Genomic DNA, 16,643 nt, shown 5'->3' with positions numbered 1-16,643 from the left:
GGTCCAGGATTCGATGAAAATACTGGATTCCTGCTTCCGCAGGAATGACGGTAAAAGGCGTCGCACTAGAGGCAGGCTGCCTCAATCAACGTCAGTGGCCCCCTATGGGGGCCGACCGCAAGGCCACGTGCTCTGCACGTGTATATTTACTTGCAGGTGAGCAAAGACGGTCATTGCTTCCCCCATTGAAGCGAAACACAATCCACGGGTGGCCCGGACGCCACGCGTCCGGGTCGCGAAGCGACAAGAGGTGTATTTTCTGAGCGCCGTGCCAGCAGCGCGTAGGATGAGGTGATCCCGCGGTTCGCGGGGGACCCGTCCCGCGAGACGCTGGATAGGGGTTTCCCTCGCAAGCGATGCGGTTCACTTCGTTCACCACATCCTACGCGGCCTTTAGGGAATGCTCCTTCATCTCGGCGACGGGGACGGGATTTCGCTCCTATTTCGCAGGAAATAATTTTGCATGCGCGGTGCCGAAAGATTCTTGACATAATATTAATATTCAAATATAAGTATAAATGAGATCTGGCGCCCGCGGAGGTAGCATGAAAAAGAGCAAGATGACCCGGAGAAAGTTCCTTATCGGTTCGGCAGCGGGTGGAGCCTCCCTGATGGCAGCGCCGTACGTGGGCCTGGACGCCTGGGCTTCCAAAGGAAAAACGAGCCAGGAAGTCAAAATAACCCCTACACTGTGCGATGCGTGCGGGAACTGGTGCGCAATGAACGTTTACACGCGGGGGGACCGGGTATGGAAGGCCGAAGGAATCCCTTACGCGGGCAATAATGTGGGACGCATCTGCGCCAAGGGTCATGGCATGCTCCACGATGTCTATAACAAAGACCGGATCAAGTCTCCGTTGAAAAGGGTGGGGCCCGGCAAGTTCGAGCCGATTTCGTGGGACCAGGCGTACAAAGAGATCGGCGAAAAAATGTTGGCCATATCCGAGAAGCATGGCCCCGAGTCCATATTCTGGCTGCAATATCCCGAGGGGAATGAGCCGCTGACAAAACGCTTTATGGCGGCCCTCGGTTCACCGAACGTCTTTTCTCACGGTTCCACGTGCTTCCTCCCAAGGAATATCGGATGGTGGCTTACCGTAGGCGAGCCCAAGCCTGAGCACGATTTCGTCAATACTCGCCTCATGGTCTTTATCGGCCGCAATCCCGCGGCAGGCCTGCAGTTGCGACAGCTCAACGACATCACCATTGCCAAGGACAAAGGTGCGCGGCTGGTGGTTGTAGACCCGAGATTCAGTGAAGCGGCCGCGATAGGCCATCAGTGGATCAGGATTCGACCGGGGACTGATCTGGCGCTCATGTTGGCAATCGCCCACGTGCTGATCAAGGAGAATCTGTACCAAAAGGACTTTGTTGAAAAATATACCGAAGGGTTCGATGAATTCGCTGCCAAGACGGAGCAGTACACGCCTGCATGGGCTGAGGAGAAGACCTCAATCCCCAAGGCCGTGATCGTTCAGCTTACGAAAGAACTGGCAGCTGAGGCCCCGCGCGCGGTTGTTCACCGTGGGTACCACGGGGCTATGGGCACACAATACAAGAACAGCCTCCAACTGGTTCGAGCAGTGGCCTGTGTGAACGGCTTGCTGGGGAATTTCAATCAGCGCGGTGGAATGTTCTTCGCGCCTAAGCCTAAGCTGGGCCAATTGGACCCCAAGAAACACCCAAATCCGCCCAAAGTCGAAGGTCCCATGGCCGACGGAAGCAGCGATCCGGAACGATACCCGCTTACGCCCAAAGGAATAGGGCTGGCCCACGCGATCCCGGAACTCGCGCTCCAGGGGAAATTGAAAGCAGGCTTCATCCATCACAACAATCCACTCCGAACAAATCCCAATCCCGCGCGAGTTATCGAGGGATATAGAAAGCTCGACCTGCTCGTCTGCTTCGATTATGTGCTGTCCGAGACCGCGACCATTTCGGACTACATCCTGCCCGAGTCCTACTACCTGGAACGGGACGATGTGGTTCACGCAAACCATTCGTACGACAGCAAGCAGGTCGCCATACGTCAGGCCGTCGTGAAACCTCTGTACAATACCAAGCCGATGGTCCAGATCCTCATAGAGCTGGCGCCTCATCTGGGGATCGGAAAGTACTTCAACTTCACCCTGGAAGATTACAACCGTGCGTGTTTGGAACCGCTCGGGGTCTCACTGGAAAAATTGAAGCAAGAAGGTGTGGTGGATCTCGGCGGGAAATGGCAGCCTGGCGAACCTGAATTTCAAACCCCCAGCGGGAAGCTGGAATTCGTCTCTTCGACTTTGCGGGACCTAAATCTCCCCGCGGTGCCGGAGTGGGAGGAGCCACTGGTAAGCCCTGACAAGAACGATCCGCATTCCTTCAGGCTCGTTCATGGCAAGCAGGCTCACATGACCCACGCGCGCACGATAAATCAAACGTACCTGAAAGAAATAACCCTCAAGAATGATTGGGGAAGAGCATGGATTCATCCGGACAGGGCCAAGGCTCTGCGCATCAAAGACGGAGACTGCATGACCCTAAGTTCGGCGGTCGGGAAAGGCAGAGTCAGGGCAAAAGTAACCGACGCGATTCACCCGGAATGCATTTTCGTTCCCAGCGGTTACGGGGTCTTCTCCAGGAACCTGCGCACCGCGTTTGGCTATGGGATTTCTTATAACGATTTCCTTCCAACGTACTTCGATCCGGTGCTCGGACATACCATGAGCGGCGAAATCATAGTCCGAGTGGAGAAGACCTAGAAATGGTTGCAAAGTCTATGAGTTATTTGGAGAGAGACCGGGGAGGCCCTTTTTGCAAAAACTGCTGCGCGCAGGGCGATAACCCGCTCTTGTGCCGCCGAGGCCTTCATGCAGCGAGGAGTCAATCGAAGATAGATGTGGCCCCACGCCGAGTGGCCCCGGACCCCACCCCAAAAACTCCTATAATTTGCAGCCCTTGTCTCTCGGGAGACAAGGGCTGGGGCTGAACCCTGGCGAAGCCGGCGGTCTTCGCCTTGACGGTTTAGGGCGGCTTGGCCGTAGCAAGAGTGCTCGCAATGATTGGAGTTACTTCATGCATCCTTCAAAAGAGTCCACATCTTGCCCGCCGGGCAGCTTTAGCTGTCAGCGGAAGCTGCCCGGCGGACAGGATATAGAAGTTTTTGGAGAGGGGTGCGGGGAGGAACCTTTTTACAAAAAGGTTCTCCCCGCAAACTCCTGATCTCACGGAGCTGAAAATGCCTCGTTACGGAATCGCGATTGATACTACCAAGTGCATAGGCTGTCATGCTTGCCAGGTGGCTTGTCAGAATCACAACCAGCTCGACTACAACCAGCGTTTTAACTGGATACTTGAGCGGGATCGAGGCAAGTACCCGTCGTTTGACAAGGAATTCGTGCCCGTTCAGTGCAACCATTGTGAAGACGCACCTTGTGAGCGGGTCTGTCCCACCGCCGCGATCTACACCACCGCGGAAGGAATAGTCCACATTCGCAGCGAGAGGTGTGTGGGCTGCAAGTACTGCGTTGAGGCTTGCCCTTACAAGGTGAGGATCGTCGACCATCACAAGGGCATAGTAACTAAATGCTGGCTCTGCATAGACATGGTCCGCAAGGGCGGGGAGCCGGCCTGTGTCACCACGTGCCCGAATCAGGTCAGAATCTTCGGCGATCTTGACGATCCCAACAGCAAAATATCGCGGTTCATAGCCGAGCACCGCGCTCAGCCGCTAAGGCCGGACCTCAACACGAAACCCAAGATTTATTACAAAAGGAGTTAACCATGCTCGAGAACGCATGGGGTTGGCTGATTGTCGCTTATCTGTTCCTTGCGGGAGCCGGGGCCGGGGCCTTTGTTGCGGCCGTTGCATGTGATCTGTTGGCTCCGGACTGGTCCAAATCGCTTGCAAGAGCCGGGTCACTCGCTTCCGGTCCTTTGGTTGCGGTCGGGACGATGTGCCTGGTGTTCGATCTGGAAGCTGGCCTTTGGCAGCCGTGGCGCCAGCTTTATCTGGTAAGCAACCTGAGCAGCATGATCTCCTGGGGTGTGATTGTCCTATCGCTTTTCATCCCTGTGGCCCTTCTGTACGCGGCGGCCCTGAACGACCTGACTTTTGTGGGCCGGTACGCGAAAAAGTACGTCTGGCATCTTGAAGTGGCCGGAAGCGTGCTTGCCGTGGCCACCGCGGTGTACACGGGAATTTTGATCGCGGTCGTTAACGGGGTTCCATTCTGGAATACTCCTTTGATGCCGGTGCTTTTTCTGGCATCCGCGGTGTCCACCGGGCTTGCAGTAGCAATGATCGGAGCGGCCATCATCGACATTACGACCATAAGGACTCTATCCAACTTTGCGCTTGGCCACGTGATCTTCCTTGCAATTGAAGGGGTTGTGCTGATGCTGTTCATCTTCATGTCGCTCACTCGATCCGTGGAAGCCGCGGTTTCGGCGAACATGATGATATCCGGGGTGTTGAGTCCCTATTTTTGGCTCCTGGTAGTGGTCCTTGGAATTCTGGTGCCGTTCGCCCTTAGCATCGTGGAGTACTACGAATACGGGAAAATGCCCAAGTATCTGGTTGTGGGCGCGGACCTTCTTGTGCTGGTCGGCGGTATGAGTCTCCGGGGAGTGATCATTTTTGCAGCCTCGCCCCCACAGATCGTGTAGCAGGCCGGGAAAGGGGTGGCGTCAGGGAGCTTCATCCAAACCCTTCAAGCCGCCGAGTGTCTGATCGAATTGGCAGCGTGTTGAATCAAACGGAGTGACAAATGGATCAAGAGCAAAAAAACAAAACCCCGGAGACCGAGGCCCCGGTTACCGCAACAGAAGAAGAGCCCGCTGCGGAGCCTCTGGAGCTGGAAAGCGCGGAAGAGGCCGAGAAGCCTCCGACCACCGCGGAATCCTCGGTGGAAAAAAGAGGGCGCATGGTGGTGGCGGGATTGGTTGCCACCGTGGTGGTCTCCTTTGTTGCATTGCTTGTGGCGGCAATTTTTCAGGTCACTTCGAGGTGGCTTGTCCCGTGCCCGACCGACCTGCCGGTGAACGATCCAGCCCCGATCCTGTGGAAGGCTATGTTGTCCGAAAAGGTCCCGCCTTATCAGCTCGGCGTTTCAGGCGAAATGCTGAAAGACGCCGGGTTCAAGGGAGAAAAGCCTGATTCGCCGGAACCACATCCTGCGACAAAGGAGTAGTGGTGTGAGCTTGAAGCCCACGCCGAAGAAAAAATGCGGCAAGACTTTACGAGCGGAGAGGTGTTGAGCCATGAAAGAATATGAATACGCCAAGGGATTTTGGAACCCTTATGTAGCCGGGATTGCCCTGGGCCTAGTCCTCTTGCTGACCTTTTATTTAATGGGCACCGGCCTGGGAGCTTCCGGCGCAATTGCGAGGACCGCGGCGGTGACCGCGCACGCCGTGGCGCCCGAAGCGACAGCGACAAATGGATATTTCAGCGAGTTTTACAAATCAGGGGCCCGCAACCCGATGGTGGACTGGATCGTCGTCGAGGTCCTCGGGGTCTTTCTCGGGGGGCTGCTTGCGGTCCTGACCGCAAGGCGATTCCGGCCCGGCGTCGGAAGAGGGCCGACGGCAGGAGTGGGGCTCAGGCTGACCATGGCATTTGGAGGCGGAATTATAGGCGGCATTGGCACGCGGCTGGCTATGGGATGCACCAGCGGCCAGGCCCTGAGCGGCGGAGCGACCCTTGCCGTGGGTAGCTGGGTATTCATGATGGCGGTTTTTGCCACAGCATTCACAGCGGCATACTTCGTAAGGAGGGAATGGTCATGACCGGTCCCATATATATGTCAGGAGCATTGGGCTTCACAACCAGCCTTTGGATTGCGCTGGGCATAGGAATTCTCTTCGGGTTTGTGCTCGAGAGAGCCGGATTCGGCGATGCCCGCAATCTGACCAATATCTTCTATTTCCGCGACATGCGAGTGTTACGGGTGATGTTTTCAGCTATGGTCACTTGCATGGTGGGAATGCTTATCCTCACGTGGATCGGACTTTTCGACTATTCCATGTTGCTCGATTATTCCCTGCTCAAGACTTACCTCTGGCCGCAACTGGTCGGTGGAATCCTGTTTGGACTTGGCTTCCTCATCGGGGGCTACTGTCCGGGCACCGCGGCTGTGGGAGTGGTCTCCGGAAAAGTGGACGCTGTGGTTTTTCTGGCGGGGATGATCTCCGGTATATGGATTTTCGCCGCGGGGTTTCCCGTTTGGGGCGGCTTCTACAAGAGTTCGGACCTCGGGCGTATCACGCTGGCGCAAGCATTTGGTGTCCCCGTCGAGTGGATGGTCGCCGCGGTGGTTGTAATGGCCCTCGCAGCATTTTGGTTGGCAGGCCTTGCCGAGAAGTGGGCGCCGTACGACAAATAATTTGTGTAACCGCTGGCGTTTCGTGCTAAAGAAAGGGTAATTAAACCCAGAAGGAGGCAGGATTAATGAGTAAAATGATCAAGTACGTCGTGGTAATGGTAGCGTTGGTGGCTTTTGGTATGGCGACCATGGCGATAGCTGCGGACTTCTATGTGGTCAAGGACGCCAGCGGCAAGGCCGCAGTCGTGGACAAGAAGCCTGACGATGCCAAAATGATCTTGCAGGGTCCCTTCAAGACCAAAGAAGAAGCCGAAAAGGCCATGAAAGCCGGGAAAGCCGAAGGATCGGCAAAGAAACCAGCCAAACTGCCCGAGTCAGGATGCTAAAGGAAAATGTGGGGGAGGCCCTTTTTAGAAAAAGGGCCTCCCCCACACCCCCTCTCCAAAAATTTTTTGTGCGCTTTTCGCTGTATCGCTTCCGCAACGGAAGCGATACAGCGAAAAGAATATTCATGATTTTGTGCTGACACGCACTGATTTCTGCGGAAACTTCAAATCCTGCAAGACGTTCAGCCAACGGTGGGGGAAGGCCCTTTCTGCAAACGGGATTATGCGTTTGGCAAAGAAGAGACTGATAGCTTGTCATCATCCGGACCTGAGTCTCCCATTCCTGTACGGCGCGCATGGCGTGCGCCCGCATTTGGGCGACCACCGGTCGCCCCTACATGAGCAAGAGATGAGAACAAGAGCGGATAGCCTGTGATCGCCGCGATGATTTCGACAGAAGTGGAGCATTCTTTGTAAAGTGAACAATTCCGTTTGCAAAAAGGACCTCCCCGTAAACTCTTCACAGAAAATCCCAGGTCTTGAAACGACCCAACTTTCCAGGTGCTCAGATTGTCCGAAGACAATATTCCCACCAGACGCTCTTTCCTGAAACATTTCACGATACTGTTGTCCGCCGTTACCGCGCTGATGGCCGCGTGGGGCATCGGGAGGTTTGTGTCCTTCAATTCCAGCGGTACACGGAGCAGAGAAGCATCCACTGACATTCTGAACAAGCTCCAGCCTGAGGTGCCTCTCCATGTTCCGGAAGCCGGAGCGTGGATTACGAAACGGCAAGCCGATGAAAGCCTGCTCGCTCTGGACGATCGCTGCACCCACCTTGGATGCCGCCAGAAATGGAACCCCGACCGCCAATTGTTCGAATGTCCTTGCCACGGCAGTGAATTCGATATTGAAGGTAATGTGAAGCGAGGCCCCGCGAACCGAGCCTTGCCAAGGCTCTACGTGACCACCGGCAAAGATGAAAAACTCCATCTTTCGGAGAAGCCGCCTCAAGGGACGCCAAGCTCGTGATGACTGAGTGTTGAGCAAGTAGGATGCGGTGACCAACGGGAACCGCATCATTCGGGGTTCTTTTCGCAATCGATGCGGTTCGCTTCGCGCACCGCATCTTACCTGGGCTGACGTTGAGCTACCATCTGCGAGGATCTCAAATCATGATGTACGAACAAGTGATCCGCGACTTTGCCAAACGTACCCTCGGGAACATGAGGGTAATCGATGAACTTAAAGAACAGGGACGGGAAGTTTACGAGGTCACCCAACTCGTAAACTCTACGCTTGGGCTCTTGGTGTTCCCGCAACAGGAATACGTGAAACGAATCCCGAACACACCTCTGGACCAGCTGACACGCGATGGCTGGCCGGTCCCGAAGGTTGGCAAGGGTTTTGATCAGGTACAGGACCTAAACCAGCTTATTCGCTACCTCCGCAATGCCATCGCCCATTTCAACATCGAGTTTATAGGTGATGGACAAGACCAACTCCACTTGCTTCGAGTGTGGAACGTATGGAGGGGCAAGAAAACCTGGGAGGCGGAATTGAGCGTGACCGATCTTCGGGGGATCGCCGAAAGGTTCATCGAACTCCTGATGCGGGAGGTCCGCTCTAACTAACCACACGAGCCGCAAGTAGGGTCCGGTGATCCCGCGGTTCGTGGGGGAACCGGATTATTTGAGTTCTTTTCGCAATCGATGCGGTTCGCTTCGCTCACCGCATCCTACCTGGGTTGGTACTACGCAACACCAGTGTCGCCCGCGACGGCAATGGTGCCAGATTATGAGAGTTTTTGGGGAGGGGTCCGGGGAGGGCCTTTTTGCAAAAAGGCCCTCCCCGGAATCTCTTCCAGAAGCTCGCAGGTTTTGCCATGACCAGAGGTTCCTTTTCGACATTTCTCTTGCATCTTCATCCCCGGTTCATTCCGGAGGCTTCGGCCAAGGTGGGTTTCACCTGGTGCCTTGGGGGTCTGGCTATCTGGATGTTTGCCATTGAAGTTATTACCGGCGCGTTGCTGATGCTTTACTATGTTCCCGCGCCTGCGGCCGCTTACCTTTCCATCCAGGAAATTACGCACGTGGCTCCGTACGGTTTTTTCATCAGGAACATTCATTACTGGGCCGGGCAGTTCATGGTGGTTTTTGTGGTCCTGCACATGATTCGTGTTTTCATCACCGGCTCATTTGCTCCCCCGCGGCAGTGGAATTGGATCATCGGCCTGGTGCTTCTTGTCGGAACCCTAATCGTAGACTTCACGGGATATTTGCTGGTCTGGGACGACAGGGGCCTGTGGGCATGGACCATAGCCCGAAACCTTCTTGAGGCTGTCCCTGTGGCCGGTTCATTGTTCGCAAACCTGTTGTTCGGTCCTCCCGAAGTAGGACCGACAGTGCTGGTGAGGCTGTACGCGTGGCATGTCTTCCTGTTGCCCGGCATCATGGGATTGTTCATGGCCTGGCACTTCTGGAGAATCCGCAAAGACGGCGGCATCTCGGTCCCGCTGTGAGAAAGCGATGAATTTGCGGGGAGACCCTTTTTGTAAAAAGGGTCTCCCCGCACCCCTCTCCAAAAACTTCCATATCCTGCCGGCTTGGCGCCTTCCGCCGGCAGCGGAATGCGCCAAGCCAGTAAAATGGAGTTTTTTGCAGGCGGCACGAGGACACTCCTTGCACACGAGGCTTCTTCCGGCAATTCCTCGTTCCCTCCTTTTGCGGCAAAGTCTTCCGACGATTCTCCCTCTACCTTGCCTATTTCCCATCATTGCACAAACTGTGAACAAGGACGCCAGCTTGACGTACGGGAGAAGAACTATGGAACACGTCAGTCATCCGGAAGAGGCCTCTCACATCGGGCACACTCACAAACCCAACCGGCTTATTCATGAAAAGAGCCCGTACCTGCTTCAGCATGCTTACAACCCGGTGGACTGGTATGCATGGGGCGACGCGGCGTTTGAGAAAGCGAGCACCGAAGACAAGCCCATATTCCTCTCCATCGGCTACTCCACATGTCACTGGTGCCATGTGATGGAAAAGGAGTCGTTCGAAGATCCCGCAGTAGCCCAACTGATGAACGACGCATTCGTTTCCATCAAGGTGGACAGGGAAGAACGCCCGGACATTGACCATATCTACATGACAGTGTGCCAGATGATGACCGGAGGCGGCGGCTGGCCGCTGAACATAATCATGTCTCCTGACAAAAAACCGTTCTTTGCGGGAACGTACTTCCCCAAAGAGAGCATGCACGGGCGACTCGGCATGGTAGACCTTTCTGTCCGCATAAAAGAGCTGTGGACCACCCAACGGGAACAAGTCATGGAATCCGCGGGCAAGATCATGCTGGCCATCCGCCAGGCGCCGGATGACTCCCCGGGAGACTTGCCCGGAGCCGATGTTTCGGCCAAGGCTTACCAACAACTTGCCGAACGCTATGACCGGAACAAGGGCGGGTTCAGCGCGGCGCCCAAATTTCCCACGCCCCACAACATGCTATTTCTCCTGCGGTACTGGAAACGAACCAATGACCCGAAGGCACTCGAAATGGTAGAAAAGACCCTCCAGGCCATGCGCAGGGGTGGGATCTACGATCACATCGGATTGGGGTTCCACCGTTATTCCACCGACGCGGATTGGTTGGTGCCTCACTTTGAAAAGATGCTCTACGATCAGGCGATGATTGCCATGGCTTACATCGAGGCTTACCAGGCTACCGGCAAGGCTGAGTACGAGAAGACCGCTAGGGAAATATTCACCTATGTTATGCGCGATATGACCGCTCCCGAAGGCGGGTTCTATTCAGCTGAAGACGCTGACAGCGAAGGGGAGGAGGGTAAGTTCTACGTGTGGAAGATCGAGGAAGCCGAACGAGTCCTCGATCCTGACGAATTTAATCTGGTCACTCGAGTGTACAATTTGTGGCCCGCGGGTAATTTCCACGAAGAAGCCACCGGCCGCCTGACCGGGAACAATATACCGCATTTGAAAGAACCCGTCGGAGCCATTGCCTCACGGCTGGGTATGTCCTCGGAAGGTCTGGAAAGCCGCCTTGAAAAGGTGCGGCAAAAGCTTTTCGAAGTGAGAAAGAAACGGGTCCATCCTCACAAGGACGACAAGATCTTGACCGACTGGAACGGTTTGATGATAGCCGCGCTCGCGAAAGGAGCCCAAGCCCTGAATCGGCCGGAATATTCCGACGCGGCCAAGAAAGCTGCCGACTTTGTCCTCTCCACCATGCGCGACGCCAATGGACGCCTGTTGCACCGGTACCGAGAAGGAGAAGCCGCATTGCCTTCCCACGTGGACGACTACGCCTTCTTCATCTGGGGGCTGCTGGAGCTGTACGAGGCCACGTTTGATGTCCGATATCTTCGGACCGCCCTGGACCTGAACACGGATTTCATGGAGCACTTCTGGGACCGCAGCATAGGAGGCTTCTTTTTCACGGCAGAGGACGCAGAGAGCCTTCTTTTGCGGAAAAAGGAAGTGTATGACGGTGCGACCCCTTCGGGGAACTCCGTTGCAGCGCTGGATCTTCTGCGTCTCGGGAGGATCACAGCGGACGCGACTTTGGAAAGAAACGCGGAACAAATTGGAAAGGCCTTTTCGGGAAACATCCAACAGTTTCCGTCCGCGTACACTCAAATGCTCTTAGCAACGGAATTCTTTATCGGTCCGTCGCGAGAGGTTGTGATAGCCGGAAAGCCGGGAGCCTCAGACACGGAAGATATGCTCAGAAAGCTCAGAGCACTATACCTGCCCAACAAGGTGGTCGTGCTCAGGCCCACAGATGAGACCGCGGAAGAAATCGAAGCAATCGCCGCGTACACACACGATCAACATAGCCTGGACAGTAAAGCCACTGCGTACGTCTGCCGCAACTACAACTGCGAGCTGCCCACCGCGGACCCGAAAGAGATGGTCGAGTTGTTGGAGGGGCGTTAGGCCAATGCGCGTTCAAAGAAGTGGCACAACCAATGGCCGGCCTCCGTGCCGGCCACGTTCTTTTTTGCCTGGTTCCCAGGCTCTCTTTGGAAACAACTACAGTAGCCTCTTCTGTCAAGCGATGCCTTCTGTATTGGGGCCACGGACCTGGGGGCGACCAGGTCCGTGCTTCTTGCCAAGTCTATCACCACGATAATCCGAAGGATTCCCGGCTTTACCTTAACATCGGGGCGCTTTTCGATTTGGTGTTCAATGCGGGGGCCAACCTTGCTGTTTTCCAATAACGCCGGCACGGACCTGGCGGAGCCCAGGTCCGTGGCACCCGGCCGTTAGTTACAGCGGTTGGCGGAGAGGAGCGTCTAAAGCAAAAGAGCCCCATCGTCATTCCGACGAAAGTGGGAATCCAGAGGAAGATCTGGTTCCTGGCTTCCGCCGGGAAAACGAGTGTGGTTCCGGGCCTTGCTATGTTGTCGACTGCCGGCAAGAACCACGGAGTTCTCCTGCGGTCCAGCACTCAATTCCCATTCGACGGGCGTCTGAAGAAGGCGAAAAAGTCCTTGGGATAACTCCCTTTCAAGTAGCGATCCGGGGTGTTCCTATCTTGGCCGGGGGACAATCCTGCCTTTCTTACTATCTTTCCATTCTCGTCCTTGAAGTACAGGGCGCCCACGCAATTCCCCGGATTGGCGTCCCCGTGCATGGCCCGAACACAACCGGCCAGGACAAGGGCTTTCGCCAGATCGGATGTGCTGATGTGATGTCCCACAGCGAAGACAAGGTTCCCGTCAGGACGTATACCGAATCCACTGCGGGTTGCCAGGAACCAGAGATCCCCGGAGGTGAAATTCAGTTTGTGGGAGGGTTCCTCTCCGGGAGCGCTGGCCGGCACCGCTATGACTGGATGATCCTCATTCAGCAAAGAGCCTAGTCCTATTTCGGCTGAAACGAACTGCCCCCGTTTCGCTATGGTTGTTACTACCTTGCCGTCTTTGACGATCAGGTGCATTAACTGGCGGGCATCTCTGACATCCGACAATGGAATGTCGTCGTTCCAATCGACAACGTCTATTGTTTCGTCCTTAAAGACTACTATCGTCGCAACTCCCGGACTCATCTCCTTAAGGACCTGACCCTGAAGGATTATGCCGCCTTTCCCCGCGTGTCTTGTCTGCCAAAGGGCATTGGTAACTGCCAGGAGCCGGGACTGTTCGGTTTCCTCGATGGAAGACGCGGACTCCTTCCTGAAGGGTTCGGCTGACCCAAGGTATAATTTCGCGGAAATCTGCTTCATGTTTAGCAGCAGCATATAAACTATCGCGTTGGGGAACTGATCACTGGGCCGGTAAAACGTGCGATAGATCAGGGAGCTGGCGTCATCCTGTCCCGACATATCTTGCTTGATCCAAACCCCCTCATCCTGCATTTTGGGCTCGACATAGAGTGGGGGAATATTCTTCACGGACAGGTCTTGTGCCGCTTCAATCGAGGGTTTCTTGGACAAACCTTCGGCCAGAAACTCGTGCAACGGCACAGGCGCACCAGGTTTGTAAATTTCTGCGGCCTGGTCCTGCGCGACACCGATTAATGGGGCGAGGACTAGAACGGTCGACAAGATTGCCGCTAGACAGCAAGAGCCTCTCATAGTTTTCCCCGTAAAGTAACTGATCGTCCGGGCATTCTCGATGTCCGAGCGCTAGTGTGGTTTCACAGCAAGGGTTTCAGCGCTGGCCAAAGCCCAGGTAGGGCGGGCCGTGCCCGCCTTTTCTTGGATTCGGCGGCCACGGGCCGCTACGACTTTACGACCACGCAGCCACACTACCCTGACCTTCCCAGCACAACAGTTTGTTTCAGAATATCGGGGCAGTATACTCCAAGTCTAGCCCGGACGCCACAAGTACTTGCTCCCAGCGGTGACTGAGCGGATCTTTTGCAGCGAACAGGAAGAGTACGTGAAAAAGTGTACGGAATTGAGTAAGATCAGTCTTCGGTCGATCAAGATTTTGAAAGATTGGAGCCGTCCAAGTTCCTAATTATTGGGGAGCTTTCGGCATCGCGGAACGGGGGAACCTTGTCGCCAAGCGTTCCCTTTAACAGCAGCATTTTTATAATCCGGAGGTCCTTCTCTATGAGCGACGACCAAGCGCGCCTCGATGAACTCTGTATTAATACCCTGCGCATGCTATCCGCGGACGCGGTGCAACAAGCGAACTCAGGGCATCCCGGCCTTCCGTTGGGGGCCGCACCCATGGCTTATGTCCTGTGGAGCCGCTTCATGCGGTTCAATCCGCGCAACCCCAGGTGGTCCAACCGTGATCGCTTCATACTTTCCGGGGGCCACGGGTCCGCTCTGCTCTATTCTCTGGCGCATATGACGGGCTACGATTGCCCCTTGGATCAGCTGAAGAGCTTTCGGCAGTGGGGTAGCAAGACACCGGGACATCCCGAATACTGCCCGGAATGCGCGGTTGAGTGCACCACCGGGCCTTTGGGGCAAGGCTTCGGCATGGCCACCGGAATGGCCATCGCGGAGCGCTTTTTGGCGGCGCAATTCAACCGGCAAGGCTTTCCGATTGTGGATCACCACATATACGCAATCGTTTCGGATGGGGACCTTATGGAAGGCGTGGCGTCCGAGGCCGCTTCTCTAGCCGGGCATCTGGGCCTGGGTAAGATCGTTTTTCTGTATGACGACAACCACATCTCCATTGAAGGCAGCACTGCTTTGACTTTCACGGAAGATGTGGGCGCGCGATTTGAAGCTTACGGATGGCACGTGCAGCGGATCGCAGACGGCAACGATCTTGTCGCCATAGAATCCGCGGTAAGAAACGGCATCGAGGAATCGGAGCGCCCCTCTTTGATCATGGTTCGCACTCACATCGGATACGGCAGCCCTAAGCAGGACAGCGAGAAGGCCCATGGGGAGCCTCTGGGCGAAGAAGCGCTCAAGGCCACCAAAGAGTTCTTCCACTGGCCGCAGGAGCCCAAGTTCTATATTCCGGACGAAGCACAAGTGCATTTCAGGAAGGCTGTGGAGCGAGGGTCCCGGTGGGAGGAAGAATGGCATGTTCTCTACGGGAAATACCGCCGGGACTTTCCGAATGAAGCGGCACGGTATGAGCGGGAATTTCGCGGTGAGCTTCCGGCGGGTTGGGATGCGGAAATTCCCTCTTTCAAGCCGGAAGATGGCTCCATGGCCACCAGGAAGGCCTCCGGGAAAGTGCTCAACGCGATTGCCAAGCACGTTCCCAACCTGTTGGGAGGATCAGCGGACCTGGCTCCTTCGACCAACACCCTGATTGCCGGATCCGAGGATCAGGAGCACGATTCTCCCGGAGGACGAAACCTGAGGTTCGGCGTCCGAGAGCACGCGATGGGAACGATTGTAAACGGCATGGCGCTGCACGGACAAGTGATTCCGTACGGGGCCACATTCCTGATCTTTTCCGACTACATGAGACCGGCTATTCGGCTGGCTGCTCTGATGGAGGCCCATTCCATCTTCATCTTTACTCACGACAGCATCGGACTCGGAGAAGACGGCCCAACTCATCAGCCTGTGGAGCATCTGAGTTCCCTTCGAGCCATGCCGAATCTTCTGGTCATCCGGCCTGCAGACTCGAACGAAACCGCGGTGGCCTGGAAGGTTGCCATAGAGAAGAAGTCGCCGATTGCGCTGATCTTGACCCGGCAAGGCCTGCCCATCCTGGATCAGACGCGATATACCAGTGCCTCGCAATTGGTCAAAGGGGCCTATGTTCTGTCGGACACAGATGGTGAACCCGATCTCTTGTTGCTCGCTACCGGATCGGAGGTCCACTTGGCCCTTAAGGCACAGGAGAAACTGCTGGCGGACAAAGGTGTTCGCGCGCGGGTCATCTCCATGCCCTGCTGGGAACTATTCCTGGAGCAGCCCAAGGAATATCGCGATCAGGTTCTTCCGCCGCGAATAAGGCCGCGGCTGTCCATAGAGGCGGGCGCTTCCCTCGGATGGGCCAAGTGGGTGGGCGATGGAGGCGACAGCATAGCTGTAGACCGGTTCGGAGCGTCGGCTCCAGGCCCCTTGGTGCTGGAGAAATACGGCTTTAGCGTTGAAAACGTCGTCGAACGAGCGCTCGCGCTGTTGAAGCGAAAATGAAATTGCGGGTGACGCTTTTTTGGGGGGTGCACAGAGCCTTCAATACTGTTCGGCCAGGAAGTGGGCCTTCAACTGTTCTTGTGGGGCAGGCTTTCCAGCCTGCCTTCAGCCTGGCTCAGGTGAGCTAACGGCAGGCTGGAAAGCCTGCCCCACATGTCTCCCTTCGGCCGGCACCGAATTCCGTGCAGTCTGACGTCTATAGGCGCCAGAAACGCAGCTAGTAAAATATGGAATTTCTTGAAAGGGGATCAGGGTCACCCGTCCCGCGGGACTCGACCGAGGGGTAAGGTCAAGAAATTTGGCAATTGCTATAATTGCTCTTCTTCGAGTAGAGTCTTCTCGATTTCTGCGACGATACGTTCCACCCAGTGAGGGGGGTAAGTCGCAGCCAAATGGCTCATGCTATAGTGTCGTAGGCCCCATTTCCAGACCAATGCGTCTGCACTATGTTCCAGCTTTTCTTTGAACCTGGCCCGATCCCCTCTTGCAACGGGCCATTCTTCTTTCGGAGGCTTTTCAGAGACTGCATGGGCCAATTCCCTCAGAAAGGCCCCTATGAAATGATTTTCCGGCCAATTCACATGTTCTGCGTAAGTGAGCACGGTGTACTTCCTTCTTTTGGCATGCCCTTCGCTTTTGGTAATCATTCCGAGGGGCAGATCCGTGTCTGCCATGACGACTACGACAAGTTTCCTGGAACCCTTGAGGAACAGATCGAGGACCTCCTCCGGGAGCAAGGAAAAAGCCTTGCCAATTCTCTCATAAAAGACCGACAAGGACTGCCGATCAACAACCGAGGCCTTGAGACTGACGATGCTCTTTACATAATCTGCAATTAAATTGTTTCTTTCGTCCATGGCAGGCTCATTTTTCAGGATTTCGGTGCGCCTTACATTGATCGGGTTTGCCAAAAGTA

14 protein-coding genes are annotated in these 16,643 nt (G+C 55.5%); 12 read left to right on the top strand and 2 right to left on the bottom strand.

The features are described 5' to 3' along the window. Nucleotides 1–545: 545 nt before the first annotated feature. From HY913_08955 to HY913_08905, 11 genes are all read left to right on the top strand, one after another. On the top strand, nt 546–2,741 hold the full coding sequence (locus HY913_08955; protein ID MBI4963394.1) for a molybdopterin-dependent oxidoreductase: 2,196 nt from the start codon (nt 546–548) through the stop codon (nt 2,739–2,741). Nucleotides 2,742–3,217: 476 nt separating this feature from the next. Further along, the gene (locus HY913_08950; protein ID MBI4963393.1) at nt 3,218–3,760 is read left to right on the top strand and encodes a 4Fe-4S dicluster domain-containing protein; all 543 of its coding nucleotides are present in this window, start codon (nt 3,218–3,220) and stop codon (nt 3,758–3,760) included. 2 nt (nt 3,761–3,762) lie between these two features. After that, a complete protein-coding gene (nrfD, locus tag HY913_08945; GenBank protein MBI4963392.1) occupies nt 3,763–4,647 on the top strand; it encodes a polysulfide reductase NrfD in 885 nt (294 codons plus the stop codon). A 101-nt stretch (nt 4,648–4,748) separates the two neighbouring features. Beyond that, nucleotides 4,749–5,171, top strand: a complete 423-nt coding sequence (locus HY913_08940) for a hypothetical protein (protein ID MBI4963391.1) — start codon at nt 4,749–4,751, stop codon at nt 5,169–5,171. 70 nt (nt 5,172–5,241) lie between these two features. Beyond that, the gene (locus HY913_08935) at nt 5,242–5,769 is read left to right on the top strand and encodes a YeeE/YedE family protein (protein ID MBI4963390.1); all 528 of its coding nucleotides are present in this window, start codon (nt 5,242–5,244) and stop codon (nt 5,767–5,769) included. Next, a complete protein-coding gene (locus HY913_08930; GenBank protein MBI4963389.1) occupies nt 5,766–6,365 on the top strand; it encodes a YeeE/YedE family protein in 600 nt (199 codons plus the stop codon). The genes HY913_08935 and HY913_08930 overlap by 4 nt, the downstream gene beginning before the upstream one ends. A 65-nt stretch (nt 6,366–6,430) precedes the next feature. Continuing rightward, nucleotides 6,431–6,691 (top strand): hypothetical protein, encoded by a 261-nt coding sequence (locus HY913_08925; GenBank protein ID MBI4963388.1) that lies wholly within the window; start codon nt 6,431–6,433, stop codon nt 6,689–6,691. A 510-nt stretch (nt 6,692–7,201) separates the two neighbouring features. Then, entirely contained in the window at nt 7,202–7,663 is a 462-nt protein-coding gene (locus tag HY913_08920; GenBank protein MBI4963387.1) for a ubiquinol-cytochrome c reductase iron-sulfur subunit, read from the top strand. Nucleotides 7,664–7,806: 143 nt separating this feature from the next. Continuing rightward, on the top strand, nt 7,807–8,265 hold the full coding sequence (locus HY913_08915) for a hypothetical protein (GenBank protein MBI4963386.1): 459 nt from the start codon (nt 7,807–7,809) through the stop codon (nt 8,263–8,265). A 200-nt stretch (nt 8,266–8,465) separates the two neighbouring features. Then, the gene (locus tag HY913_08910; GenBank protein ID MBI4963385.1) at nt 8,466–9,152 is read left to right on the top strand and encodes a cytochrome b N-terminal domain-containing protein; all 687 of its coding nucleotides are present in this window, start codon (nt 8,466–8,468) and stop codon (nt 9,150–9,152) included. A gap of 304 nt (nt 9,153–9,456) precedes the next feature. Next, complete coding sequence (locus HY913_08905; GenBank protein MBI4963384.1) at nt 9,457–11,589, top strand: thioredoxin domain-containing protein; 2,133 nt, start codon at nt 9,457–9,459, stop codon at nt 11,587–11,589. A 514-nt stretch (nt 11,590–12,103) separates the two neighbouring features. Here HY913_08905 and HY913_08900 read toward each other — a convergent pair. Continuing rightward, on the bottom strand, nt 12,104–13,231 hold the full coding sequence (locus tag HY913_08900) for a hypothetical protein (GenBank protein ID MBI4963383.1): 1,128 nt from the start codon (nt 13,229–13,231) through the stop codon (nt 12,104–12,106). A 483-nt stretch (nt 13,232–13,714) separates the two neighbouring features. On the opposite strand from HY913_08900, the gene tkt reads away from it, so the two are divergent. Beyond that, entirely contained in the window at nt 13,715–15,727 is a 2,013-nt protein-coding gene (gene tkt / locus HY913_08895; protein ID MBI4963382.1) for a transketolase, read from the top strand. Between the two features lie 308 nt (nt 15,728–16,035). Here the strand turns inward: tkt and HY913_08890 are convergent, their stop codons facing one another. Continuing rightward, nucleotides 16,036–16,584, bottom strand: coding sequence for a hypothetical protein (locus HY913_08890; protein ID MBI4963381.1), 549 nt, complete (start codon nt 16,582–16,584; stop codon nt 16,036–16,038). Nucleotides 16,585–16,643 lie beyond the last annotated feature (59 nt).

The sequence above is a fragment of the Desulfomonile tiedjei genome (genome assembly GCA_016212925.1).
Taxonomy (GTDB): domain Bacteria; phylum Desulfobacterota; class Desulfomonilia; order Desulfomonilales; family Desulfomonilaceae; genus JACRDF01.
This window is presented reverse-complemented; position numbering and strand designations above follow the sequence as displayed.